Annotated in this window: 24 protein-coding genes and 3 tRNA genes; 20 read left to right on the top strand and 7 right to left on the bottom strand. The window is 63.5% G+C overall.

Features of this window, described 5'->3' with window-relative positions; all coding sequences use genetic code 11:
* Positions 1-56 precede the first annotated feature (56 nt).
* Both HU144_RS09460 and HU144_RS09455 read right to left on the bottom strand, forming a co-directional pair.
* Positions 57-485 carry an organic hydroperoxide resistance protein gene (locus tag HU144_RS09460; RefSeq protein ID WP_235351142.1) on the bottom strand — a complete coding sequence of 143 codons (429 nt, stop codon included), beginning with the start codon at positions 483-485 and terminating at the stop codon, positions 57-59.
* Between the two features lie 192 nt (positions 486-677).
* Positions 678-750: transfer RNA gene (locus HU144_RS09455), tRNA-His, on the bottom strand.
* A 224-nt stretch (positions 751-974) separates the two neighbouring features.
* Between HU144_RS09455 and HU144_RS09450 the strand changes: the two genes are divergently transcribed.
* From HU144_RS09450 to HU144_RS09425, 6 genes are all read left to right on the top strand, one after another.
* On the top strand, positions 975-2660 hold the full coding sequence (locus HU144_RS09450; RefSeq protein WP_235351141.1) for a hypothetical protein: 1686 nt from the start codon (positions 975-977) through the stop codon (positions 2658-2660).
* Between the two features lie 109 nt (positions 2661-2769).
* The gene (locus tag HU144_RS09445) at positions 2770-4341 is read left to right on the top strand and encodes a hypothetical protein (protein WP_235351140.1); all 1572 of its coding nucleotides are present in this window, start codon (positions 2770-2772) and stop codon (positions 4339-4341) included.
* A 54-nt stretch (positions 4342-4395) separates the two neighbouring features.
* A complete protein-coding gene (locus tag HU144_RS09440; RefSeq protein ID WP_096161197.1) occupies positions 4396-5139 on the top strand; it encodes an ASCH domain-containing protein in 744 nt (247 codons plus the stop codon).
* Between the two features lie 93 nt (positions 5140-5232).
* The gene (locus HU144_RS09435) at positions 5233-5523 is read left to right on the top strand and encodes a DUF3618 domain-containing protein (RefSeq protein WP_198396968.1); all 291 of its coding nucleotides are present in this window, start codon (positions 5233-5235) and stop codon (positions 5521-5523) included.
* Positions 5516-5836: a GroES family chaperonin gene (locus tag HU144_RS09430; RefSeq protein WP_235345867.1), complete on the top strand. Its 321-nt coding sequence runs from the start codon at positions 5516-5518 to the stop codon at positions 5834-5836. Before HU144_RS09435 ends, HU144_RS09430 begins: the two co-directional genes overlap by 8 nt.
* Before the next feature lie 110 nt (positions 5837-5946).
* Positions 5947-6022 (top strand) — tRNA-Lys (locus HU144_RS09425).
* Between the two features lie 469 nt (positions 6023-6491).
* Here HU144_RS09425 and HU144_RS09420 read toward each other — a convergent pair.
* Positions 6492-7130, bottom strand: coding sequence for a GntR family transcriptional regulator (locus HU144_RS09420; RefSeq protein ID WP_235351139.1), 639 nt, complete (start codon positions 7128-7130; stop codon positions 6492-6494).
* A gap of 203 nt (positions 7131-7333) precedes the next feature.
* Between HU144_RS09420 and HU144_RS09415 the strand changes: the two genes are divergently transcribed.
* From HU144_RS09415 to HU144_RS09380, 8 genes are all read left to right on the top strand, one after another.
* A complete protein-coding gene (locus HU144_RS09415; protein ID WP_235351138.1) occupies positions 7334-8614 on the top strand; it encodes an NRAMP family divalent metal transporter in 1281 nt (426 codons plus the stop codon).
* A gap of 2 nt (positions 8615-8616) precedes the next feature.
* Positions 8617-9417, top strand: coding sequence for a LamB/YcsF family protein (locus tag HU144_RS09410; RefSeq protein WP_235351137.1), 801 nt, complete (start codon positions 8617-8619; stop codon positions 9415-9417).
* Positions 9414-10238: a putative hydro-lyase gene (locus HU144_RS09405; RefSeq protein WP_235351136.1), complete on the top strand. Its 825-nt coding sequence runs from the start codon at positions 9414-9416 to the stop codon at positions 10236-10238. Before HU144_RS09410 ends, HU144_RS09405 begins: the two co-directional genes overlap by 4 nt.
* On the top strand, positions 10235-11923 hold the full coding sequence (locus HU144_RS09400; RefSeq protein WP_235351135.1) for a carboxyltransferase domain-containing protein: 1689 nt from the start codon (positions 10235-10237) through the stop codon (positions 11921-11923). Before HU144_RS09405 ends, HU144_RS09400 begins: the two co-directional genes overlap by 4 nt.
* A 3-nt stretch (positions 11924-11926) precedes the next feature.
* Positions 11927-13669, top strand: a complete 1743-nt coding sequence (locus HU144_RS09395) for an acetyl/propionyl/methylcrotonyl-CoA carboxylase subunit alpha (protein ID WP_235351134.1) — start codon at positions 11927-11929, stop codon at positions 13667-13669.
* A gap of 84 nt (positions 13670-13753) precedes the next feature.
* On the top strand, positions 13754-14227 hold the full coding sequence (bcp, locus tag HU144_RS09390; RefSeq protein WP_096157327.1) for a thioredoxin-dependent thiol peroxidase: 474 nt from the start codon (positions 13754-13756) through the stop codon (positions 14225-14227).
* A 63-nt stretch (positions 14228-14290) separates the two neighbouring features.
* Positions 14291-14372 (top strand) — tRNA-Leu (locus HU144_RS09385).
* 134 nt (positions 14373-14506) lie between these two features.
* Entirely contained in the window at positions 14507-14971 is a 465-nt protein-coding gene (locus HU144_RS09380; RefSeq protein WP_009885147.1) for a GNAT family N-acetyltransferase, read from the top strand.
* Positions 14972-15004: 33 nt separating this feature from the next.
* Here the strand turns inward: HU144_RS09380 and HU144_RS09375 are convergent, their stop codons facing one another.
* The 3 genes from HU144_RS09375 to HU144_RS09365 are packed head-to-tail and all read right to left on the bottom strand — an operon-like array spanning position 15005 to position 16759.
* Complete coding sequence (locus HU144_RS09375) at positions 15005-15637, bottom strand: maleylpyruvate isomerase family mycothiol-dependent enzyme (RefSeq protein ID WP_235351133.1); 633 nt, start codon at positions 15635-15637, stop codon at positions 15005-15007.
* Between the two features lie 34 nt (positions 15638-15671).
* Positions 15672-16121, bottom strand: coding sequence for an ASCH domain-containing protein (locus HU144_RS09370; protein ID WP_009885145.1), 450 nt, complete (start codon positions 16119-16121; stop codon positions 15672-15674).
* Between the two features lie 5 nt (positions 16122-16126).
* Positions 16127-16759, bottom strand: a complete 633-nt coding sequence (locus tag HU144_RS09365) for a TetR/AcrR family transcriptional regulator C-terminal domain-containing protein (protein WP_235351132.1) — start codon at positions 16757-16759, stop codon at positions 16127-16129.
* A 36-nt stretch (positions 16760-16795) separates the two neighbouring features.
* Between HU144_RS09365 and HU144_RS09360 the strand changes: the two genes are divergently transcribed.
* The 6 genes from HU144_RS09360 (at position 16796) to HU144_RS09335 (ending at position 21665) form a co-directional block, all read left to right on the top strand.
* A complete protein-coding gene (locus HU144_RS09360; RefSeq protein ID WP_235351131.1) occupies positions 16796-18532 on the top strand; it encodes an amidohydrolase in 1737 nt (578 codons plus the stop codon).
* Between the two features lie 14 nt (positions 18533-18546).
* Positions 18547-19926: an APC family permease gene (locus HU144_RS09355; protein ID WP_096145906.1), complete on the top strand. Its 1380-nt coding sequence runs from the start codon at positions 18547-18549 to the stop codon at positions 19924-19926.
* A 149-nt stretch (positions 19927-20075) separates the two neighbouring features.
* Complete coding sequence (locus HU144_RS09350; RefSeq protein WP_235351130.1) at positions 20076-20429, top strand: ArsR/SmtB family transcription factor; 354 nt, start codon at positions 20076-20078, stop codon at positions 20427-20429.
* On the top strand, positions 20422-20862 hold the full coding sequence (locus HU144_RS09345; RefSeq protein WP_235351129.1) for an SRPBCC family protein: 441 nt from the start codon (positions 20422-20424) through the stop codon (positions 20860-20862). Before HU144_RS09350 ends, HU144_RS09345 begins: the two co-directional genes overlap by 8 nt.
* Before the next feature lie 90 nt (positions 20863-20952).
* The gene (locus HU144_RS09340) at positions 20953-21324 is read left to right on the top strand and encodes a nuclear transport factor 2 family protein (protein WP_009885139.1); all 372 of its coding nucleotides are present in this window, start codon (positions 20953-20955) and stop codon (positions 21322-21324) included.
* Complete coding sequence (locus HU144_RS09335; RefSeq protein WP_235351128.1) at positions 21321-21665, top strand: TfoX/Sxy family protein; 345 nt, start codon at positions 21321-21323, stop codon at positions 21663-21665. Before HU144_RS09340 ends, HU144_RS09335 begins: the two co-directional genes overlap by 4 nt.
* A 40-nt stretch (positions 21666-21705) precedes the next feature.
* Here the strand turns inward: HU144_RS09335 and HU144_RS09330 are convergent, their stop codons facing one another.
* Positions 21706-22149, bottom strand: a complete 444-nt coding sequence (locus tag HU144_RS09330) for an acyl-CoA thioesterase (RefSeq protein WP_371860657.1) — start codon at positions 22147-22149, stop codon at positions 21706-21708.
* Positions 22150-22154: the final 5 nt, after the last annotated feature.

Raw genomic sequence — 22154 nt, 5'->3', positions numbered from 1 at the left:
CCATGTCGGCACCCGGGAAACCTTCCTCGGGTGCCGACATGGTCAGAAACTGATGGTCAGGAGCCGTTGACGACGAGCTCGACCGGAATGTTGCCGCGAGTGGCCTTCGAGTAGGGGCACAGCTCGTGGGTACGATCGACGACCTTCTGAGCGGTGTCCTGGTCGACGCCGGGGATGGTCACGGTGAGCTTGACGCTGATGCCGAAGCTCTCCCCCTCCTTGCCGATTCCGACTTCGGAGTTGACGACGGACTTCGAGGTGTCAACCCCGAGCTCCTTGCCGGCCAGGCCCATCGCGCCTTGGAAGCAGGCTCCGTATCCGACAGCGAAGAGCTGTTCCGGATTCGTCCCTCCGCCGGGTCCGCCCATCTCCTTGGGGGTGCGCAGGTCGACGTCGACTGCCTTGTCATCGGTGGCGCCGTGACCGTCGCGGCCCCCGGTGATCTCGGCCTTTGCGGTGTAGGCAATGCTCTCTGGGGTATTCATAAACCGTCTCCTGTTCGTCGAATCATGATTCACAGATCGGGTCCCTCACGAAGAAGGCACCTGAGACCGAGTATTGTCACTTCACCGATGGAAGTCCAGGGGGTGGCCCTGCGATCAGCTGAAAGAGGAACAGGGATGAGAAAAGCCCCGGAATCCTTGATTTCTCTCGGACTCCGGGGCTTGTCTGCTCGGGGTGAGTAACGGGACTTGAACCCGCGACATCCGCGACCACAACGCGGCGCTCTACCAGCTGAGCTATACCCACCACATGTGCTGCACCTTGGCGCAGACAGCAAGATATATCCTAACCTCACTCCGGCACCCGGGCAAACTCACAGCCCATATGGTGCACAATGAGACACAGATCTCCTGACGTGCAACGATTCAGTAGCGATGTATAACGGTTTCGGAAAAACGGTAGGAGCACCCGACCGTATTCAATAGTATTGTCACGGTCCCACCCTCAATTTTATTCAAGGAACCCTGTACATGGCTCGTGCGCTGATCTCCGTCTCTCAGGACGGGTTCACCTATCTCACCCTCAATGGGGCGACGAGTCGCTACTCCGACACCGGACAGGCCATGACCTACCTTGGCGACTATGCCAGGGAGACAGCGACCCAAGTGCCTGTGACCATCGACGATGGCAAGCAGGAAGTCGACGTCCTCCTCGACGAGACCGGCAAGATCGCCCCCGCCGCTTCAGCATCCCCGGCGCCTCCTCCCGTGCCACCTCAGGATTCTTCTTCCTCGGCGGCACCTGTTGCGTCGAACGGGGACACCTCGGCAGATGAGGCCGCAACCACCTCGGCGATGGACATCACCTCTGCTGAGGAGCAGGCAGCGCATCCGCAGCAGCCGAAGGCCGACGCCGAGGCGGGCAGCGGGGACGACTACCCCCTGGGCACCCCTTTCTCGGGACCGGCTGCCCCCAGCGCTCCGACGGTCAAGCGCACTCGGGTGCGCAAGCATGCACCACAGCACAGGAACTCCCCGCAGAGCCGGCCCCAGCGCCTGAAGAAGATCACCGTGCCCGGCCTCGTGCTCATCGGCATCGTGATCCTGATGATCGGGGCTTTCGTCATTCCGAACATCGTCCCGGCCGGTTCCCAGGACTCGCCGCAGACGATCGAATCCGAAAAGCAGATCAATCCCGCTTCCGAACTCTCGGTCAACAAGACCGAAGACGTCGTCCCCGGGTTCGACAACTCGCCGAAGTGGGAGACGAAGATCCCTCAGGACGCCTCAGTGACAGCCTCGGATCGTGGTGTGCTCGTCGTCGACGAGGGCAAGCTCGAGGTGCTCGACTCCAGCACAGGAAAGACCCGTTACTCGGGAAAGACCAGCGAAGCCCCGACGTTCGCCGTCGACACGATGATCGACGGCAAGCCCGCACTGCTGTGGCAGGCCGGTAATACTGCTGAGGCGCTCATCGACGGTGCGGACAAGCCCAAGTCCTACCAGCTGCCGGAGAATGCTCGCATCACATCGGCCGGCAAAAGCATCCTCATCAAGTCGGGCAACCGACTGTCGACGTTCGGCGCAGATGGACTCGAGAACGTCCCGACTCCCGAATCAGGGTCGACGCCGATGGCGATCGAGAACGACGAGCTCTTCAGCTCCGACTGGAACGGTCCCGTCAAGGCGAAGGACATCAAGTCCGGTGACGAACGTTCCATCGAGCTCGAGGCACCCGCCGATGAGCTCCAGATCATCAAATGGGTCTCTGCGGGCCACGGCAAAGCGATCACCCTGTGGGGTGAGCAGGGGGCCTCGACGAACTCCGGCCACCGCATCCAACTCGTCGTCCACTCCTTGGAGGACGGGTCCATCCTGTCGACTGTGACCACCACAACAGACATCGTCGGGGAGATGTCATGGGTGCGCGGGCAGGGCGGAAAGCGGGCGTACATCGGCCCGTACCTCTTCAATCTGGAATCCGGGCTGCTGCTCATGGACACCTCCAGCAAGGACATCCACTTGTCTGAACCGCGGGGCACAATCGTCCCCTGCACCGTCGACAACGACGACTCCTGCCTGCTGGCGGGCAAGCACGCCTACCGCACAGACACCAACCTGCTGGCGCTGACCAACGACGGCGGAACTGCCATCGTCGACGGCGCCGATTCGACGATTCGCGCTTACGATAAGACGTCCGAAACGAGCGAGAAATAGACTCTGACTTTCTCACCCTGGGCGTAGCCATTAGGATGGACAGCGACGTGCCTGTCTGTCATGTCCCCTTGTATGTTTGATGCCGGAGCCCCCACTGCGAAGGAACACAGTGCCAGTTACACACGAGCTCAGCCGCACGGCGGCCGCCCTCGGCACTGCTCTTGCCCTGATGCTCCTGCCGATCACAGGCACAATCGCTCATGCGAATGCGAGTGTCACGGACTCCGACCAGACCAGCTCATCAAGCTCGGGGACCACCACTTCCGATCCTGACGGATCTCCCGAAGGTGCAACAGCATTGGACCCAGGTGAGGCGATAGATTCCGCCACGGCTGATTCCGGTTCCGAGAACTCCAATGCCGACAACGCCGCTGGAGACGAAGGGGCGACCCCCGAGGCCAATGCGGACGACGACGGCGGGACAGACGATCCCAAGTGCGCGCCTGACGACGACACCTCCGATGGGGACCCCTGCGCGGTTGAAACGCCATTGGAACCGAAGTGGGACGACACCGAAAAAACACTGAAAGTAGATCCCGCCGAGATACCCGAGAGCTGGAACAACGAGACGTTCAGCGGCCCCAAGTCACAGGAACGGGTACCGACTCAGGACTCACAAAGCCAAGCGGCAGAGACTGACGACAGCGGAAAACCGGTGCCTTCGGAAGCCGATTCCAACGTTCCTGAAGAGTATAAGTTCGACGACGAAGGCTATATCGTCGATGCGTCTTCGCTCACCTCGGAGCCGATGAAGTTCGAGTATTTCGATCACGACCCTGAATGGAAGATTCAGTCCGAGAGCGGAACAGTCACTGTCATAGAAGGTGACGAGTACAAGAACGACAGCGACGGCGGGGACACAGCCAACGCAACAGACGATCAGGAAGCTGACAGCAGCGGCACGGCGGATGACAGCGGCGCAGACACCACCGATGACGGTGCGAAGGACTCAGCCAACAACGCAGATCTGAGCGCCTCCACCGATTCGGAGTCGAGCACCGACGGCACGGACGTCGAAACCTCTGCCGGCGACAACTCGGATTCCAACACCTCATCGGACTCGGAGAGCAAGTCCTCGTCCGACACTTCCTCCGACTCCGAATCCTCAGACTCTGCGAAAGCTGATTCTAAGGAATCCGACACCTCGTCATCGTCAGACGCCGATTCGTCCAAGCAGAATTCTGATTCGAACTCCTCATCAATATCCGACGGCTCCGATTCAGGCAGCTCCGATGACAAAGGCAGCTCGGACAAGGACGACAAAGGCTCCGCAGACAAAGACGGCTCCGGAACAACCTCCAGCGACAGCGATGGCGGGCCAGTCGGCGATGACTCCACCCCAGACCCTGCGACCGGCAACGGTTCCTCGGACACACGCGATGAGATTCCTGGAGATGTCGGCGACGATTGGCTGCCCGGAAACGGCGACTCCCCACCTCCGGACTACTCGGATCCCGTCCCGCAGAACCCTGACACTCCAGTGCCGGATGATGACAAGGACCTCATCACCGGAGGCGAAACTCCCAAGCCTCGCAGCGACAAACCACCATCGACCTCGTTCGGTGAGTCGATTGTGTCAACTATTGCGAGTTCGTGGCCGATCTTCATCCTCGCAGCCTCAGGTATGGCCGCCGTCGGCTTCATCATCTGGATCGTCAGCCGACGCAATAAGCAGAACTGACCCGCCTCAGAACTGAGCCCACCTCACAGGTCCATGCTGTTCTAAGATCACAGCATGGACCTCTACGACTCAGAACTCGAGGTGATCGACGTCGCCGAATCTCTGGCAGCCACACTCGGAGCCGATGAGAATCACACGGTGGCAGCCGCCGTCATGGACACCTATGGTCGCATCCACACCGGCGTCAACGTCCACCACTTCACCGGCGGGCCCTGCGCTGAGCTCGTCGCCATCGGCAATGCGGCAGCCGCCGGAGCAGGTCCGCTGGTCACGATCGCAGCCGCCGGAGATGGCGGCCGGGGCCTCCTATCCCCCTGCGGACGCTGCCGTCAGGTAATCCTCGACCTGCACCCCGACGCACTCGTCGCAGTCCCCAGATCTGGCTCTGCTGGGCCTGCCAGCTCTGCCGGGTCTGCCATGATCGCTCCGATCTCCGCGCTCGTCCCCCACTACTACCGTCAGCCGGATTCGGCACCCCAACGCCTCCTGAGGTTCCACCCTCGCTATTACGAGGCGACCACCTCTGGGAGGAAGAACCTGACCGTGCGGTGGCAGGAATCCCACTCGCCAGGCCCTGCCTTGGCCTATTTCGAACACACCGAACACGGGCCGCTGCCCGTTGACATCACCTCGGTGAACACCCATCGCCTCAGCGAGCTGACACCGCAGATTCTGCAGTTGCAGGCTGGGTCGAGCATCGAGGGATATGTGACCAATCTGCGCGATCACTATCCGACCATGCCCGAAGACGCCGACGTCGAGATCCTGACTTTTCGGCTCTCCGCGGTCAATATCTGACACTGGGAGAATCAAGCGGTTAAGCTTGACACGAGGCACGCTGGCACCCCGTCACGTGCATGAATGTATTCTCGACCCGGAGGACCTGCCCCGATGACTGACAATGTCTACACCTCAGATGTGACCGTCGACTCAGCGTCACCCAGCCAGCTGGCGGAATCGATTCGCCTGCGCGAAGAGCGCATCGCGGACAACATCGATGAACTTGTGGGCCGTGTCCACCCGAAGGTCCTTGCGACTCGCGCCGCCAACAAGGCGAAGTCCGGCGTCGTCGATGAGGAGAGCGGCTCGGTCAAGCCCGAAGTGGTCGCACTCGGTGTCGGCGCCGTCCTCGGCGTGGCCGCACTGATCGTGGGTCTCTCCGGCCGCAGCAAACGTGGCTGAAGCTTCTCTGCCGATCCGCATGCTGCATGACCGGATCCTTCTGGATCCGGGTGAGGAGGCCGGGGAGCGCAAATCCTCGGCCGGGATCGTGATCCCGGCAACCGCAAGCATGGGGAAACGTCTCGTGTGGGGCAAGGTCGTCGCGGCCGGCCCACACGTGAGGCAGGCCAACCTCGGCGATACAGTCCTCTACGACCCTGAGGAACTCGCCGAGGTGGAGCTCGAGGGGAGCGCGTATGTGCTCCTGCGTGAGCGCGACGTCCACGCGATCTCCGAACCACCGGAACAATCGAGATCCGGGATGTACCTCTGACCTGCAAGGATGCGAGCTACCTCACAAAACCTCAAATGAGCGGTTCTCAGTTTGCAAGAACCCTGGCAACCTGAGTAATATTAATTCTCGTTGCGCGGCAAGCGCAGCTCGCACCTCTAGCTCAATTGGTAGAGCAACTGACTCTTAATCAGTGGGTTCCGGGTTCAAGTCCCGGGGGGTGCACCACAGCCAAGAAACCGCCGTTCGGATCATCCGAACGGCGGTTTCTTGTTAATCTCCTATGGCATACAGCTGCCCGGGGTGCGGGCTGCTAGCGCTGGCGTCGAGCAGGTGCCTTAGACGCAGATCGGACCGGCGCCCTGCCTGCCGCTCGGACCCTGCCGTTCATTCGGGTTCTATACGGCTTGAGTGCATTCTCCGAAACGCCGCAGCCGTCTGCGCACTCAAGCATGGGGTTCAGGTTGATTCCCTCACCGGGATCCGCAGCAGCGGCGGTGTCAATGAGACGGCCGTAGCAGTCGGGACAGAGATATGGTGCATACTTCATTGCGCACTCCTTGCAGATCGACCACTGTCTGATCTGCCATTAGACATGCAGGCTCTGGGCCGACATGGGCGTATGCAATTTGCACAAACACGTCGTACTCAGTCTAGCAGTCGGGCCCGAGCGCGCCCTGTGCTGAGATCAGTGCGCTCAGGCCTGGCCGGCCCGCGCATATGCGCCGAGGACCTGACGTTCGGAGTCACCGAGGTAGGCGCCGAGTTTCGCGGCCGCCCCCCTCGGGCTCTCATTGAGGTAGGCGTCGAGAACCTCCTGGTTGCGTTCGACGAACGGCGCATGGAGGAAGTCGAGGACCTCGACCTTGAGGAAGGCCAGGCGCAGCTCGGCCAGCACGTTCCCGAATGAGCGCATCAGACGCGAACTGTCCGACAGTGAGACCACGGCATTGTGGAAGGACATATTCAGCGTCCCCACCCGCAGCCAATCATCGGAGGCCGCGGCCGTGTGCGCAGCCTCGACGGCCCGGCGCATCTCCTCGGCGCCCGGGTGGTTCTTCGGAGCGTTCTCGAGCACTGAGCATTCGATGTGCCGCCGCACCCGGTAGATATCGATGACGTCCGAAGTGTTCGGCGAGGCCACCGAGACCCCACGATGGGGGATGTGATTGACCAGCCCCTGCTCCCCCAACACACGGAAGGCTTCGCGCAGCGTGTTCCGGGAGACATCGAACTCCTTCGCCAAGGCAGCTTCGGACAAACGGACACCGGGGCGAAGCTCGCCGGCGATGAGTCGGTCGGTGAGCTGATTGACCAGGGACGATTCGTGATTCACGGTTCCATCCTAGTGATCGGGGCAACATATCGTCCAGAATCGTGAGGACAATTCCAGAACTGCATTGTGACTCAGATCTATTCTTGTTGAACAATCCATGCTAGATTGTCTAACGCTTCTCCGATAGTGATGCGGACCACCACCGCGGCTGGCCCCCTATCGCATCGGGATGCAGACCACATTCCAGGCAACTTGGAGACCCCATGTCACAGCCACAAGAACAGACGCCGCACGATCAGGTGCCCGATGACCAGACAGCGAAGTCCTCGGTCAAGGTCAGCCGCAGCGCGATCCTCGGCGCGATCTTCCTCATGGCCACCTCGGCGATCGGCCCGGGATTCATCACACAGACGGCGACCTTCACCGCCCAGATGGGCGCAGCCTTCGCCTTCGCCATCTTCATCTCGATCCTCATCGACATCGCCATCCAGCTCAATGTGTGGCGCATGATCACGTCCTCGGGCAAGCGGGCCGCCCAGCTCGCTTCGAGCGCCATCCCGGGCACGGGCATCCTCCTGTCGATCCTCATCGTCATCGGCGGTCTGGCCTTCAACATCGGCAACATCGCCGGCGGCGGGCTGGGACTCAACGCCCTCCTCGGCGTCGACCCGAAGCTCGGTGGTCTGCTCACCGGTGTGCTGGCCATCGGCATCTTCCTGTTCAAACGCGCAGGCAAGGTCGTCGACACCGTCGTCATGGTCCTCGGCGTCGGAATGATCATCCTCACCGTCATCGTCGCGATCGCCTCCGACCCACCGGTCGGCGAAGCGATCAAGCAGAGCTTCCTGCCCGACACCATCAACTTCGCCACCATCACGACCATCGTCGGCGGCAGCGTCGGCGGCTACATCACCTACTCGGGAGCCCACCGCTACCTCGACTCGGGCAAGACCGGACCGGAGCATGCTCCCTCAGTGATGCGCTCGGCGCTCACAGGCATCCTCGTCACCGGCGTCATGCGCTACATCCTGTTTCTGGCCATCCTCGGCGTCGTGGCCTCGGGAGTCGTCCTCGACCTCAGCGGTCAGGCCGCCAACCCTGCCGGTCAGGCGTTCGCAGCCGTCCTCGGCGATGCCGGAATGCGCATCTTCGGTGCCATCTTCTGGGCCGCGGCACTGTCCTCGGTGATCGGGGCGGCCTACACCTCGGCGACATTCCTGTCCGCGTTCTCCAAGCGCCTCGGCAAGGGATGGCCGCTGCAGCTGGCCACGGTCGCGTTCATCACCGTCTCCCTCATCATCTACCTCATCGTCGGAACAGCACCGGCGACCCTGCTCGTCTTCGTCGGCGGATTCAACGGACTCATCCTGCCGATCGGCCTGACGATCTTCATGTACATCGGCTGGTTCAGGCCACGCCTGCTGCGGGTCGACAAGTACCCCAGGTGGTTGCTGATCATCGGCACCGCGGCAACACTGGTGATGTGGTACACGGCCGTCGGATCGGTCGGCCCCATCTTCGCAATGATCGGAATCGGAGGGTGACAATGACCGCCACAGATAAGAACGCCACCAGCACGGTGAGCATCGACCTCAACTCGGACCTCGGGGAGAACGTTCCCGACCGCGTCATCAGCGACGATTCGGCCATGTTGGGCCTGGTCTCCAGCGCCAACGTCTCCTGCGGGTTCCACGCCGGCAGCCCTGAGGGCATCCGGACGACTCTGGCAGCGGCGACGCAGGGCGGAGTCGTCATCGGCGCTCACCCCGGCTACGACGACTACGAGGGCTTCGGCCGCCGACCCCTCGACGTTCCCGCCGCTACCCTGCAGGCACAGGTCGAATACCAGATCGGTGCCCTCCTGGGTCTGACCGCAGCCGTCGGCGGCTCGGTCGCCTATGTCAAACCCCATGGCGGCCTCTACAACGCCATTGTTCGTGACGAGGCGCAGGCCAAGGTCGTCGTCGACGCGGTCAAGGCCGTCGACTCCTCCCTGGTCTTCCTCGGTCTGGCCGGCAGTGTGGCCAACCGCGTCGCCGCCGAGGCGGGGCTGAAGGTTGCGGCCGAGGCCTTCGCCGATCGCTCCTACAACCCCGACGGTTCGCTGGTCGCTCGCACAGAACCCAATGCAGTGCTGCATGACCCGCAAGCCGTGGCCGCACGCGTGCTCAGACTCGTCCAGACTGGGCAGGTCGAGGCCATCGACGGCAGCCTCGTCGATGTCGACGCCCAGTCGATCTGCTTCCACGGCGACAGTCAGGGTTCGATCGACATGGCCCGCGCGGCGCGTGAGCTCCTCGAATCCTCGGGTGTAAGGATCGCTGCGTTCGCCGGTGCCGGTCGATGAGCAACGCACGACCTTCCACTGGGGCACAGAGATCGGCTGGGGCAAAGACCTCGGCTGGGGCGCAGGCCCGCGAGCGCATCCGGGCCGGGTCCACGGAACCGACCTCGGGTCTGGCTCCTGGTCTGGTTCAGGCCAACCTCATCGCGGTTCCGGCCGATTGGGCCTTCGACATGCTGCTCTTCGCCCAACGCAATCCGAAGCCGTGCCCGGTCATCGACGTCCTCGAGCCTGGGCAGGTCGAATCAGCCCTGGCCCCGGGCAGTGACCTGCGCACCGACATTCCCGGCTACAGACTGTGGGAGAACGGGTCGCTCGTCGACGAGGTCGACGACGCCAGTGCTGCCTGGTCCCAGCATCCCGACCTCGTGTCCTTCCTCATCGGGTGCAGCTTCACCTTCGAAACCGGGCTGCTGGACGCGGGCATCCCGATCCGCCACCAGGATGCCGGCCGCAACGTCCCCATGTACTCCACCTCGATCGCCTGCCAGCCCGCCGGTCGGGTCCATGGCAACATGGTCGTGTCCATGCGCCCCATCCCTGCCCGACAGGTTGCCGAGGCGGTGCGCATCACCGACCGCTTCCCCGCCGTCCACGGTGGCCCCGTCCACATCGGTGAACCCGAACAGATCGGCATCACCGACCTCCACTCCCCCGACTTCGGCGATGCCCCGGCAATCCAGGACGGCGACATCCCAGTTTTCTGGGCGTGCGGCGTCACACCCCAGCTCGCCATCCAGGCCTCGGCCCCACCGTTCGCGATCACGCACTCGCCGGGCAGGATGTTCATCACCGATGCGCCGGAAGGCAACTACCGCCAATGATCGACAGCCTCGACTTCCACACCGCCTCTCGCCGTCATCTCCTCGTCGAATGTCCCGACCTGGCCTCGACGATGCACCTGCACCAAGCGCTGGAGGCAGCTGAGCTCGACGGCGTCGACGAACTGGTCCCAGCCGCCCGAACCGTGCTCATTCGCTTCAACCCAGCCCGCACCTCGGCACCGGTGCTTGCCGACCGGATCCGCCGTCTCGAGCACACAGGCACGGACTCGACCGAGCCCCGTGAGGTCACGATCGACGTCCACTACGACGGCGAGGACCTCACCGAGGTGGCTGATCTTCTGTCGCTGTCGACCGCCGAGGTCATCACCCGGCATCAGCGTGCACGCTGGCAGGTCGCGTTCTCCGGATTCGCCCCCGGATTCGGCTACCTGGCCGGCGACGATCCGATCTTCAACGTTCCCCGCCGGTCCTCACCACGCACCCGTGTGCCCGTCGGAGCTGTGGCCCTGGCCGGGGAATTCACCGGCGTCTACCCTCGTGCTTCCCCCGGTGGTTGGCAGCTCATCGGGCGCACCGACGCCACACTCTGGGACCTCGAACGCGAACCGCCGGCCCTGTTCGTCCCCGGGACCATCGTGACCTTCGGCGAGGCGAAACGGGAATCAGTCACGGTCGCCGATCAGACTGATGTCGGCGAGGCGAGCGCGGAACCGTCTTCGCCCTCGCAGCAGGGTGCGCCTGCGCAGCCGGAGTCATCGTCACAGCCGGGAGAAGTCGCATCGGCGCATGCCTTCACGGTCATTCGCCCCGGACTTCAGCTGCTCATCCAGGACCTCGGACGGCCCGGCTTCGCCGCCATGGGCGTCTCAAGCGCCGGAGCCGCCGACCGTTCGGCGCTGCAGGCCGCCAACCGCCTCGTCGGCAATGCCGAGACCACGGCCGGGCTGGAGAGCTTCGGCGGTGGGACGAAGCTGGCCATCAACGGTGCCGGTGTGGCCGCTGTGACCGGGGCCTATGCCGCGATCACCGTGACATCTGCCGAAGGTGCCGTGTTCCGGCACCACCTCGGCGAGGCCTTCTCACTGGACGACGGGGACGAACTCGAACTCGGCATGACCGAGCGCGGAACCCGAGCCTATATCGCCTTCCGGGGCGGGATCGAGACGGAGATCGCACTGGGCAGCGCCTCGGCCGATACCCTGGCCCATCTCGGCCCGGCACCACTGGAACCGGACACGACGGTTGCCCTCGGTCGACCGGAGTCGGCACCCCACCTCGTCGATCCGGCCCGCGGCTCAGGCCACGAACGGCACCTGCCCGCACCGGGCGAGACCATCGAGATGTCGGTGACCTTGGGACCGCGTGATGACTGGTTCACCTCGGCAGGAGTCGAGACTCTGTTGGGCCAGGAGTGGACGGTCACCCACGAATCCGATCGCGTCGGGCTCAGGCTCGCCGGCGTCGTCCCACTCGAGCGCTCCCGCACCGGTGAGCTGCCCAGCGAGGGCGCTGCCACCGGGGCACTGCAGGTCCCGCCGAACGGACAGCCTGTGCTCTTCGGCCCCGACCACCCGCTGACCGGCGGCTATCCGATCATCGCCAGCGTCGATGACACGGACCTGGCAGCACAGCTGGCACCCGGGGTCAAGATCCGCTTCGTCACCGACGACCCTCGACAGAACGACGCCGACCACACACACGACTCACCGGAGAACGGACACTGAATCATGCCGAAGATCCTCATCGCCAACCGCGGCGAAATCGCCGTCCGCGTCATCCGCGCCTGCTCCCACTACGGCCACACATCGGTCGCCGTCTACGCCGACCAGGACCTCGAAGCCATGCACACCCAGCTGGCCGATGAGGCCTACTCCCTGCCGGGATCCAGTGCGGCCGAGACCTACCTCAACATCGACGCGATCATCGCCGCGGCCAAGAAGTCGGGGGCCGATGCCGTTCATCCCGGGTACGGTTTCCTGTCCGAGAACGCCGAATTCGCTGCTGCGGTCGAGGACGCGGGCCTCATCTGGATCGGCCCGACCGCGGATACGATCACCGCGCTCGGTGACAAGGTCACCGCCCGCCAATTGGCTCAGAAGGTCGGCGCCCCGCTGGCCCCGGGCATCGACCGGCCGCTCAAGGACGCCGGCGAGGTTGAGGCCTTCGCGGCCGAACACGGACTGCCGATCATCATCAAGGCAGCCCATGGTGGGGGCGGGCGCGGAATGAAGATCGTCCACGACCTCGCCGAGGTCGCCGACGCCTTCGAATCGGCCACCCGTGAGGCCGTGGAAGCCTTCGGACGCTCCGAGTGCTTCGTTGAGAAGTTCTTAGAGCGTCCCCGCCACGTCGAGGTCCAGATCGTCGGCGACGGCCGAGGACGGGTCGTAGCCGTCGGCGACCGCGACTGCTCAGCCCAGCGCCGCAACCAGAAACTCATCGAGGAAGCACCCGCCCCCGGGCTCAGCGCCGATCAACGCGAGCGCCTGCACCGTTCGGCCGAGGCCATCTGCGCCGACGTGGACTACCGGGGTGCCGGCACCGTCGAGTTCCTGCTCGCCGCCGATTCCACCATGACCTTCCTCGAGGTCAACACCCGGCTGCAGGTCGAACATCCCGTAACCGAGGCGGTGTCCGGCGTTGATCTCGTCGCCGAACAGTTCCGGATCGCCTTCGGCCAGGGGCTGTCGCTGTCGTCGACTCCCGAGCCCCGCGGGCATGCCATCGAGCTGCGCATCAACGCCGAAGACCCGGGACGCGGCTTCCTGCCCACTCCGGGCCGCATCGATACCCTGACCGTGCCGGGTGGCCCCGGGGTGCGCTGGGACGCTGGTGTCCGTGCCGGTGACAGCGTACAACCGGCCTTCGACTCCTTGTTCGCCAAGCTCATCGTCCACGGACCCGACCGTGATTCTGCGATCGCGCGCACGGTCACTGCTGCCAAGGAACTGCACGTGGAAGGGCCTGCCACGGTGCTTCCCTGCTCGCTTGAGATTCTCAGGGATCCGGCGTTCACCGGAGCCGAGCTGGGCGTCCATACCCAGTGGATCGAATCCGAGCTCCTCCCCCGCATGACGACGCAGGACCGGCCGGCACCGATTCCCGAGTCCTCGCTGCAGCGTATGGACATCGAAATCGACGGCAGACTCACCCGGCTCGGACTGCCGACTGCGCTGCTGGCTGGACTGGGCACCGCCGGCGGCGCTGGCAACGATTCTGCCAGTGCTATCGGTTCGGACGGATCTGAGGGAGGCGCTGCGGATGGGGCCGTGAGCGCTCCAGTGCCCGGCAACCTCGTCGACTATCTCGTCGCCGACGGTGCTGAGGTGGCCGAGGGCGACGATGTCGCTGTGCTGTCGGCGATGAAGATGGAGACCCGGGTGCAGGCACCGGCGGCAGGTGCCCTGAAGCAGGTGGCGAAGGTCGGCGACATGGTGGCTGTCGGTGAGGTCATCGCTCGCATCGGGTGAGGCTGACCTGTGTCCTGGTCTCGGACTAGAGTGGTCTGTGAACTGAGAACTTCGGAGAAGTTCCGAACGAGAAGAGGAGACACTATGCCACGTCTGTCAGTCGGCGACACCGCACCGGATTTCACCCTGTCCAATCAGGATGGGAAGTCCGTGACCCTCAGCGAATTCAAGGGACAGCGGGTTGTCGTCTACTTCTACCCTGCTGCCATGACTCCCGGCTGCACGACCGAGGCCTGCGACTTCCGTGATTCGCTTTCGGCGCTGTCTGCTGCCGGACTGGTTGTTCTGGGCATCTCGCCGGACAAGCCGGAGAAGCTGAAGAAGTTCGCGGAGAAGGAGGGGCTGAACTTCGACCTTCTCTCCGACCCCGACAAGTCCATGATGGAAGAGTGGGGCGCATTCGGGGAGAAGAAGAACTACGGCAAGGTCGTCCAGGGCGTCATCCGCTCGACGCTCGTCATCGACGCTGAGGGCGCCGTTGAACTGGCACAGTACAACGTCAAGGCCACCGGTCATGTGGCTCGTGTGCGCAAGGCCTTGGGCATCGACGCCGCCTGACCGGCTGCGTTATCTGATCGTTTCAGCATCGCGCCCTCGTCCTGCTAATCTTGAGGACGTCGCGCGCGAGTGGCGGAATTGGTAGACGCGCTGGATTTAGGTTCCAGTGTCTGCGGACGTGGGGGTTCAAGTCCCCCCTCGCGTACAGAGCGGAGAACGGCCTCTGGTTCGGGAAATATCCTCCCGGCCAGGGGCTTTTTCACATACTCTTGCAGTACATGTCGCCTTGCGGCGCTCACATGTCACCCCGCAGAACTATAAGGAAAGGCCCGGACAGTCATGGCAGATTCGTCGACCACTTCCGTTCGCCCTGTTGACTCGGCAGACGAGGCTCGCTGGCGTGAGCTCTTCCGCGGCTACCGCGAGTTCTATCACCTGCCGGAATCCGAGGACATCGTCTCCCGGGTGTGGGGCTGGCTCATGGATACAGCACACGAATGCCAAGGCCTGGTCGCCGAGGCGGATGGCCGCATCGTCGCAATCGCGGACTTCCGGAGATTCTCGCGTCCGTCGACCGGCACGGTCGGTCTCTGGCTCGATGACCTCTTCACCGATCCTCAGGCCCGCGGAACAGGATCCGGACGTGCGCTCATCGCCCGTCTTCAGGAGATCGCCGCGGACGAAGGGCGTTCGGTCGTCCGCTGGATCACTGCCGACGACAATGCTCAAGCTCAGGTGCTCTATGACAAGGTGGCGACGAAGACCAACTGGCTCACCTACGACGCGAAGCCGAAGGAAGCATAAGGACGAAGTTTCTCAAGCGTCTGTGCGCGGACCTCAACTCATGCGAGTTCGCAGTTTTTCGGCGCCTTCGCCCTCAAGCAGCGAAGCGAAGTCCGGACGTCCCGCCATCGCCATCACCAGATCCAGGAGCCTGCCTCTGACCGCCGGTCCGCTTCCGACCCTGAAGTCAGCATCGTCTGCGACGAGAGTCAGCCCTTTGACGAGGGTCCTGCTGTTGACGGCGAAGTCCTTCGCGGCATAAAAGCCAGCGACCTCAAGGACTGCGCTGGGGTCGGGAGTCAGAGTCAGCCCGAGTGGCCGGGCGATGTCCTGAGAGTGGACGATGACCTCGCCGAGGAACGCAGGATAGTCCTTCGTCGGTACGATCGTGGCCGTGATGCAGGTGCGGAAGATCCCCAGAGCCTCTTCCGGCGACCTCCCTCGGAACCTGGCCAGGAGTCGGGCATTGTGCCGGTCAGCGTTGAATCCGGCGGCGACGATGCTGCGAATCCACGCCCACCTGCCCGTGTTCGCCGCCGCGCTGAGATGGGCAACGACCTCGTCGACGCTCCAATCAGAACACAGCGTGTCAGCGCTCCACTGCTCAGACTCGAGCGTCTCCAGCAGTTTGACCAAGCGGGCACGTTCGGCATGGATGAGACTCCACCAATCGACAGTTTCAGACACTTCATCCTTCCGTCCGATTACCTGCGTCTACAGGTCACCGTGGAAACACGAGCCGGAACCGCTCGCACACTACGAGCATATCCGAGGCGAAACCCTCTGAGCTCTGGCTGTAGTCTCGCCAGAACCTCTCGTGGATCTCCCGCCAGGCCGCCAAGGTCCGTTCGCCTTCGCCTTCGGCGTGAGCATGCTCAGCAGTCACCTCGTCGAAGGCAACAGTCACGACGGCAGTGGTCTCGATGACCGCTCGGGGACTGTCGCGGCCGTCGAGGATGATGCTCACTTCACCGACTCTGGGCACTTCTTCCCCTTCGGCTTCGATGTCACAGAGCGCAGAGGCTGTGCCGGTCTTCGTCCCGTCAAGGACCAATGCGAGGAGGTCATCGGCATGCTCGGGCGTCGCACCGAAGGCCCACGGCTGGGGTGCGTGCACCGGCAGCTCCGGTACTGCGGACCGTGCGGCCGACCAGAAGTCTTCGAGCAACATACTATTCACGAAATTCCTGCCTCCAGCTGCAGCCGCAGCCCATCGATGAGTGCGTTCAGCCCGAGCTCGAATGCGGCAGTCGCCGAAGAGGTCTCGACGAATCGTGGGTCGAGGGCGGTACGGATTTCGGAGAACCGGACATCAGCCGAATCCTGTGCGATGAGGTCACTGGGAGCGATGATGTCGAGGGCGGATCCGAGGACATGGGCTTCGACCGTGCGCATGACCGCCACGATCCTCGATTCCGGCCAGCCGCCTCGGCGCAGGCCGGCGATGACCGCATCGTACATCTCGTACGTCGACAGATCCCGAATCTCCGTCGTCGCCAGCAGGCGGATGAGATTGGGGTGGGCGGCGAATGCTCGCAGGTAAGACCGTGCCCAAAACTCGAGTGCCCTCTCCCATGGAATCGCCCTCGCAGATGTGCCCACCGAGGCGAACGCCGCCACATCGATGTCGGCGACGATGCGGGCGCGCATGAGTTCGATGAGTTCGGTTCGACCCGACACATGGTTGTACAGAGACGACACCTGCCGATCGACACGAGCAGCCAGAGTGCGCATCGACAGCGCCTCGGATCCGTCGTCGTCGACGAGGGCGAGCGCGGCGTCGACGAGTCGTTCCCGATTGAGTCTCATGCCGACCTCTTTCCCTGTCCTCCCTCGGAGTGTATCGTGTTCTCAGTCACAAATACGAACACTGTTCGTGCGCTGTGGCGGGTCAGAGATCACACGCAGCGAAGCGGGGGACGAAGCGAATTGGCCTTGACGCATTTCCACAACGGCACCATCTGGCGCGGAGCCTCGAGCGGCACCGCCGACTCGCTGCTCGTGAGAGACGGCACCATCATCGCGATCGGTTCCGCCGAGGTCGACCGGCACCTGAACTCGTCCTCATTCGAGCACCCACCCGCAGACTCGTCCGAGTCAGTCGACCTCGATGGCGGCTTCCTCATGCCGTCCTTCGGCGATGGTCATGCCCATCCGATCTTCGGCGGGCTCGAAGCGGAGGGACCGCAGGTGCGCGCTTGTGCCAGCGTCGCTGAGATCGTGACCGAGGTGCGACGTTTTGCTGAAGCCAACCCTGAGGTCGAGTGGATCACCGGCGCCTCCTATGACGGCAGCCTCGTCGAGGGCGGGCTCTTTGACTCCCGTTGGCTCGACGACGCTGCAGCGGACCGACCCGTGGTGCTGCGCGCCTGGGACTATCACACAGTGTGGTGCAATTCCCGGGCCCTCGAACTCGCCGGCATCACCGCCGGCACACCCGAACCAGAGCTCGGTGAGATCCCTCGCCGAGGCGATGGTTCGCCACTGGGGACACTGCGGGAATGGGGCGCGGTCGATCTCGTCGACGCCGTGCGTCCGCCGCTGCACGAGGCCATGCGGCTGCGCGCGCTCGAACGGGCAGCCGACTACTACCTCGAGCGCGGGGTCACCTGGGTCCAGGACGCCTGGGTCGAACCGGCCGATGTCGAGACCTATCTGGCCGCCTCGGATCAGGGCAGACTCAAGGTCCGGTTCAATCTCGCCCTCTATGCGGATCCGCGTCACTTCGCTGAGCAGCTGCCTGCCATGGTCGAGGCCAGGAGGCGCGTCGAGGTGCGCGGCGATCCGCTGCTGAGTGCCCGGACCGTGAAGTTCTTCGCCGACGGCGTCGTCGAGAACGAAACCGGGTCGCTGCTCGAACCGTACTGCTCGTCCCTGCACAATCACGGCCTGCGGGTGTGGGAAGGCGAGACCCTGGCCGAAGCGGTTCGTGCCGTCGACGCGGCCGGATTCCAGGTCCGCATCCACGCCATCGGCGATGCCGCCGTCCGCCAGGCCCTTGATGCCATCGAGTCGGCGATGACGTGCAACGGTCCACGGGATCGCCGGCCGGTCATCGCCCATGCGCAGCTCGTCGATGCCGACGACCTCTCACGATTCGCCGAGCTCGGGGTGATCGCGAACATGCAGCCGTTGTGGGCGCAGCTCGATGACCTCATGACCGTGCTCACCCTCCCCCGCCTCGGCGAGGAGAGGGCCGGTCATCAGTACCGGATGCGGACCATCCTCGAACGCGGTGGACGCCTGTCGTTCGGTTCGGACTGGCCGTGCACCTCGGGCACACCCGTCGAGGGCCTGGCGATCGGCACGAGCCGACAGACCGATGCGGGCGAACCCGCAGGCGGGTGGACTCCGGAGGAGATCGTCGACATCGACCGTGCCCTCGACTGCTATTCGACCGCAGTGGCCCACCAGGCCTTCGCCGATCACTCCCCCGCAGTCTGGGGCGAGATCCGCCCCGGGGCGAGTGCAGACCTCATCCGATTCGATCACGACCCTCGGGACGTGACACCGCAGGAACTCGCGAAGATGGCCGTTCGCACCACCTACCTCGGCGGCGTTGCCGTGCATTCATCGACCTGAGCGAAAGGACCACCATGTCCGACTCACACGACACCAGCGCGCCCCAAGGTGGCAGAGGACATCACGATGGCGGCGAAGGGCAGCTCAAGCGTGCTCTCGGGGTCCCGTCTCTCGTGTTCTTCGGCCTCGTCTATATGGTGCCGCTGACTATTTTCACGACTTACGGCATCGTCACTCAGGTCACCGGAGGTCGGGTGCCGCTGGCGTACGTGATCACTCTCCTCGCGATGGTCTTCACTGCCAGGTCCTATGCGAAGATGGCGCACGAGCTGCCCTTCGCCGGGTCCGCCTACACATACACGCAGAAGAGCTTCGGGGCAGGCATCGGCTTCGTGGCCGGGTGGGCGCTGCTGCTCGACTACCTGTTCCTGCCGATGATCAACTACCTCGTCGTCGGCATCTATCTGTCCGCAGCGTTCCCGATGATCCCTGCCTGGGTGTTCGTGCTCACGGCGATCGTTCTCGTCACGGCGCTCAATGTCATCGGCATTGTGTCCGTGGCACGAGCGAACATCGTCATCATCGCGGCCCAGGCGATCTTCATCCTGACCTTCGCAGCGCTCGGCATTGCGTCGATGTCAGGCTCGGGCACGGTCGATCTCATGGCACCGTTCACCGGTGACGGCAGCGCACCCGGTTTCGGCAATGTCATGGCCGGTGCCGCGATCCTGTGTCTGTCGTTCCTCGGCTTCGATGCGGTCTCGACTCTGTCCGAGGAGGCCAAAGATGCGCAGCGCACCGTCCCGCGTGCCATCGTCATCGCCACCGTCACGGGCGGGCTCATCTACATCGTGCTCTCGTTCCTTTCTCAGCTCGTCTACCCGTCGAATGACTTCGCCGACGTCGATTCGGGAGCCCTCGACGTCATGGGAGCTGCGGGTGGAGAGTTCCTCGCGATCTTCTTCACCGCCGCCTATGTCGCCGGGGCCTGCGGCTCCGCGCTGACATCTCAGGCCTCGGTCTCACGCATCCTCTTCGCGATGGGTCGTGACGGTGTCCTGCCGAAGCGCTTCTTCGGGCGTCTGTCGCCACGCTTCCACACTCCGATCCTCGCGACACTCTGCGTCGGAGTGGTATCGCTCTTCGCCTTGGCCGTCGACCTCAGCTTCATCTCCGAGATGGTCAGCTTCGGTGCACTCATCGCGTTCTCCGCGGTCAACCTCTCGGTCATCAAGCACTTCATCATCGATGGGAATCGTCGCGGATCGCGCGCGATCATCAACTTCATCGTCCTGCCCGGAATCGGCTTCTGCCTCACCCTGTGGCTGTGGACGAGCCTGTCACCGCGCACGCTGCTCATCGGTGCGATCTGGCTGGCCCTCGGCATCGGGTACCTTGCGTTCGTCACCCGCGGATTCCGCCGTCCGACTCCGACACTGGATCTCGCGGGGTAAGGGGCGGGCCCGTAGTGCAACGAGTTGACGAGCAGTCATGTGAGGCAACGCTTCTCGTAGCCTAGACAGCCCCCTGTTCCACCAACACCTATGAGTACAAACATTCATTTGTGGTAGTCTGTCTGCATCCGAGCGAAAGGATGCCGACGATGACTGCTGAACCCGACATCGACCTCGACCTGTCACTGCGAGCGCTCGCCGACAGCAATCGCCGGTCGATTCTCCATGCGATCCGCGGCCATCCGCTCCCGGTCGGGTCCATCGCCGAGGTAGTCGGACTGTCCCAGCAGACGACATCGCACCATCTGGGCGTGCTTCGAAGAGCCGGCCTTACCGTCGGCGTCCGCGAAGGCACACGCCACCTGTTCGCAGTCGAGACCGATGGCCTTGCGGCAGTTCGCTCTTACCTCGACGACTTCTGGCCGACCAAACTCTCGGAGCTCAAGGCTGCTATCGAGGCACGAGACGAACCCGAGAATGCAGGCGGCGAGACCCATGGCTGAATTCCGAGATTCTATCAAGATCGCCGCCTCGCCGGAGACGGTTTTCGAGTACCTGACGACGAACTCAGGCATGACGGCCTGGATGGGCCAGTACGCCGATTTGGAGGCGACGGCTGGGGGCCGATTCGCCGTCGACATCGCGGGGCACCCCGTCCGAGGGAAATTCCCCGAGGTCAGTCGCCCCTATCGTGTGGTCGTGTCATGGGGATTCGCCGGCAGCGCGGACCTTCCCCCTGGTGCGTCCCGGGTCGAATTCACCCTCACCGCCATTGGATCGGGAACGCAGGTCGATCTGCTCCATTCGCACTTGCCCGACGCTGAGGTCCGCGGTCACGCCGACGGTTGGGCGCACTTCTTCCCCCGCCTGATCATCGCCGGTTCGGGCGGAGATGCAGGAATCGATGACTGGCAGCCAGACGCGACAATGACCTGACGGGACAATACAACAAGCTGCGTTGTGCCAGAGTTCACACACATCCGTTTGCACACTCACACGGAACCATCGATCGCAGAGGAGCTTCTCATGACCTACGAATCGGCCCAAAACGTCGTCAGCCGATATCACCACGCGTGGACCAGCGGTGATATCGATGGGGCGATGGATCTCATCGACGAGGACATCGCATGCCGAGCCCCAGGAGTCGACCTCGACGGCAAGGAGGCCTATCAGTCGTTCATCGCCGGATTCGCGCCGACGCTCACCGGCATCACCGACATTGCCGAGTTCGCCGACTCCGACAGGGTCGCACTGTTCTATTACCCCGAAACGGCAGCGACGACGACTGCACCGGCAGCTGAGTTCTTCACAGTTCGTGATGGCCTGATCAGCGAGAGTGTGCTCATCTTCGACCGACTCTCCTATGGCCCGCCGGATCCGGACCGAGGTGCGCAATGACGGTGACATCCGCGCAAAGGTCACTCGCAGAACGCATCCGCACCTCAATCGCCGATGAACCCGTTCAACGCGAGGTCTCGATGTTCGGCGGTCGCTCGTTCATGGTCAACGAGAAGATGATCGTCAGCGCCAGCAAGGACGGCTCCCTGCTGGTCAGGATCGCCGCTGAAGACCACGACCGACTGCTGCTGGAGCAACCCGGGGCCCAACAGGCCGAGATGGGAACGGGACGAACCATGGGACCAGGCTGGATCACCGTCGCCGCCGACCACCTCGTCGACGAGGCCCCCCTGGAACTGTGGCTCTCATTTGCGCTCGACTACAACCGAGCACCTAGGTGAGGCCCTGTGAGGCCCGACCAGCTGGCCAGTACCCGCCGCTTCACACCACGGGCATGCGATCGCGCTCATAGGTGATCGATGAATAGCCGTGAGGGTCTGGCTGCCCCGCCTCCCCTACGCTGACGAAGACGATTCTATCGATGCTCAGAATGGACTTGCGCGTGATCATATTGCGCACCTGAGCTCGCATCGTCAGTGACGTGTTGCCGAAACGAGTTGCGACGAGCCCCATCTCGATGAGATCCCCCTGGCGAGCCGAAGCTACAAAGTTGATCTCGGAGATGAGTTTCGTGACCACGCTGTGGCTGCCGAGCTGAATGATCGCGTAGATCGCAGCTTCCTCGTCGATCCACTTCAGCAGGCTTCCACCGAAGAGCGAGCCGTTCGCGTTGAGGTCCTCTGGGCGAACCCACTTGCGTGTGTAGAAGTTCATTCCATCGACTCGATGAGTCGTATTCGCCGAGGTCATTGCCGAGTCGTTCATCGCCA

The organism is Brevibacterium sp. UCMA 11752, assembly GCF_021532235.1.
Lineage (GTDB): Bacteria > Actinomycetota > Actinomycetes > Actinomycetales > Brevibacteriaceae > Brevibacterium > Brevibacterium antiquum.
The sequence above is the reverse complement of the archived record's forward strand: the minus strand, read 5'-3'. Positions and strand labels throughout refer to the sequence as shown.

What these genes read in the sequence shown, in the direction of transcription:
- HU144_RS09330 (WP_371860657.1), bottom strand. Translation starts at nt 22,149, where the DNA reads ATGAACGACTCGGCAATGACCTCGGCGAATACGACTCATCGAGTCGAT.
- HU144_RS09410 (WP_235351137.1), top strand. Translation starts at nt 8,617, where the DNA reads ATGACCGCCACAGATAAGAACGCCACCAGCACGGTGAGCATCGACCTC.
- bcp (WP_096157327.1), top strand. Translation starts at nt 13,754, where the DNA reads ATGCCACGTCTGTCAGTCGGCGACACCGCACCGGATTTCACCCTGTCC.
- HU144_RS09340 (WP_009885139.1), top strand. Translation starts at nt 20,953, where the DNA reads ATGACCTACGAATCGGCCCAAAACGTCGTCAGCCGATATCACCACGCG.
- HU144_RS09355 (WP_096145906.1), top strand. Translation starts at nt 18,547, where the DNA reads ATGTCCGACTCACACGACACCAGCGCGCCCCAAGGTGGCAGAGGACAT.
- HU144_RS09350 (WP_235351130.1), top strand. Translation starts at nt 20,076, where the DNA reads ATGACTGCTGAACCCGACATCGACCTCGACCTGTCACTGCGAGCGCTC.
- HU144_RS09400 (WP_235351135.1), top strand. Translation starts at nt 10,235, where the DNA reads ATGATCGACAGCCTCGACTTCCACACCGCCTCTCGCCGTCATCTCCTC.
- HU144_RS09345 (WP_235351129.1), top strand. Translation starts at nt 20,422, where the DNA reads ATGGCTGAATTCCGAGATTCTATCAAGATCGCCGCCTCGCCGGAGACG.
- HU144_RS09365 (WP_235351132.1), bottom strand. Translation starts at nt 16,759, where the DNA reads ATGAGACTCAATCGGGAACGACTCGTCGACGCCGCGCTCGCCCTCGTC.
- HU144_RS09440 (WP_096161197.1), top strand. Translation starts at nt 4,396, where the DNA reads ATGGACCTCTACGACTCAGAACTCGAGGTGATCGACGTCGCCGAATCT.
- HU144_RS09435 (WP_198396968.1), top strand. Translation starts at nt 5,233, where the DNA reads ATGACTGACAATGTCTACACCTCAGATGTGACCGTCGACTCAGCGTCA.
- HU144_RS09380 (WP_009885147.1), top strand. Translation starts at nt 14,507, where the DNA reads ATGGCAGATTCGTCGACCACTTCCGTTCGCCCTGTTGACTCGGCAGAC.
- HU144_RS09415 (WP_235351138.1), top strand. Translation starts at nt 7,334, where the DNA reads ATGTCACAGCCACAAGAACAGACGCCGCACGATCAGGTGCCCGATGAC.
- HU144_RS09335 (WP_235351128.1), top strand. Translation starts at nt 21,321, where the DNA reads ATGACGGTGACATCCGCGCAAAGGTCACTCGCAGAACGCATCCGCACC.
- HU144_RS09395 (WP_235351134.1), top strand. Translation starts at nt 11,927, where the DNA reads ATGCCGAAGATCCTCATCGCCAACCGCGGCGAAATCGCCGTCCGCGTC.
- HU144_RS09460 (WP_235351142.1), bottom strand. Translation starts at nt 485, where the DNA reads ATGAATACCCCAGAGAGCATTGCCTACACCGCAAAGGCCGAGATCACC.
- HU144_RS09450 (WP_235351141.1), top strand. Translation starts at nt 975, where the DNA reads ATGGCTCGTGCGCTGATCTCCGTCTCTCAGGACGGGTTCACCTATCTC.
- HU144_RS09405 (WP_235351136.1), top strand. Translation starts at nt 9,414, where the DNA reads ATGAGCAACGCACGACCTTCCACTGGGGCACAGAGATCGGCTGGGGCA.
- HU144_RS09370 (WP_009885145.1), bottom strand. Translation starts at nt 16,121, where the DNA reads ATGTTGCTCGAAGACTTCTGGTCGGCCGCACGGTCCGCAGTACCGGAG.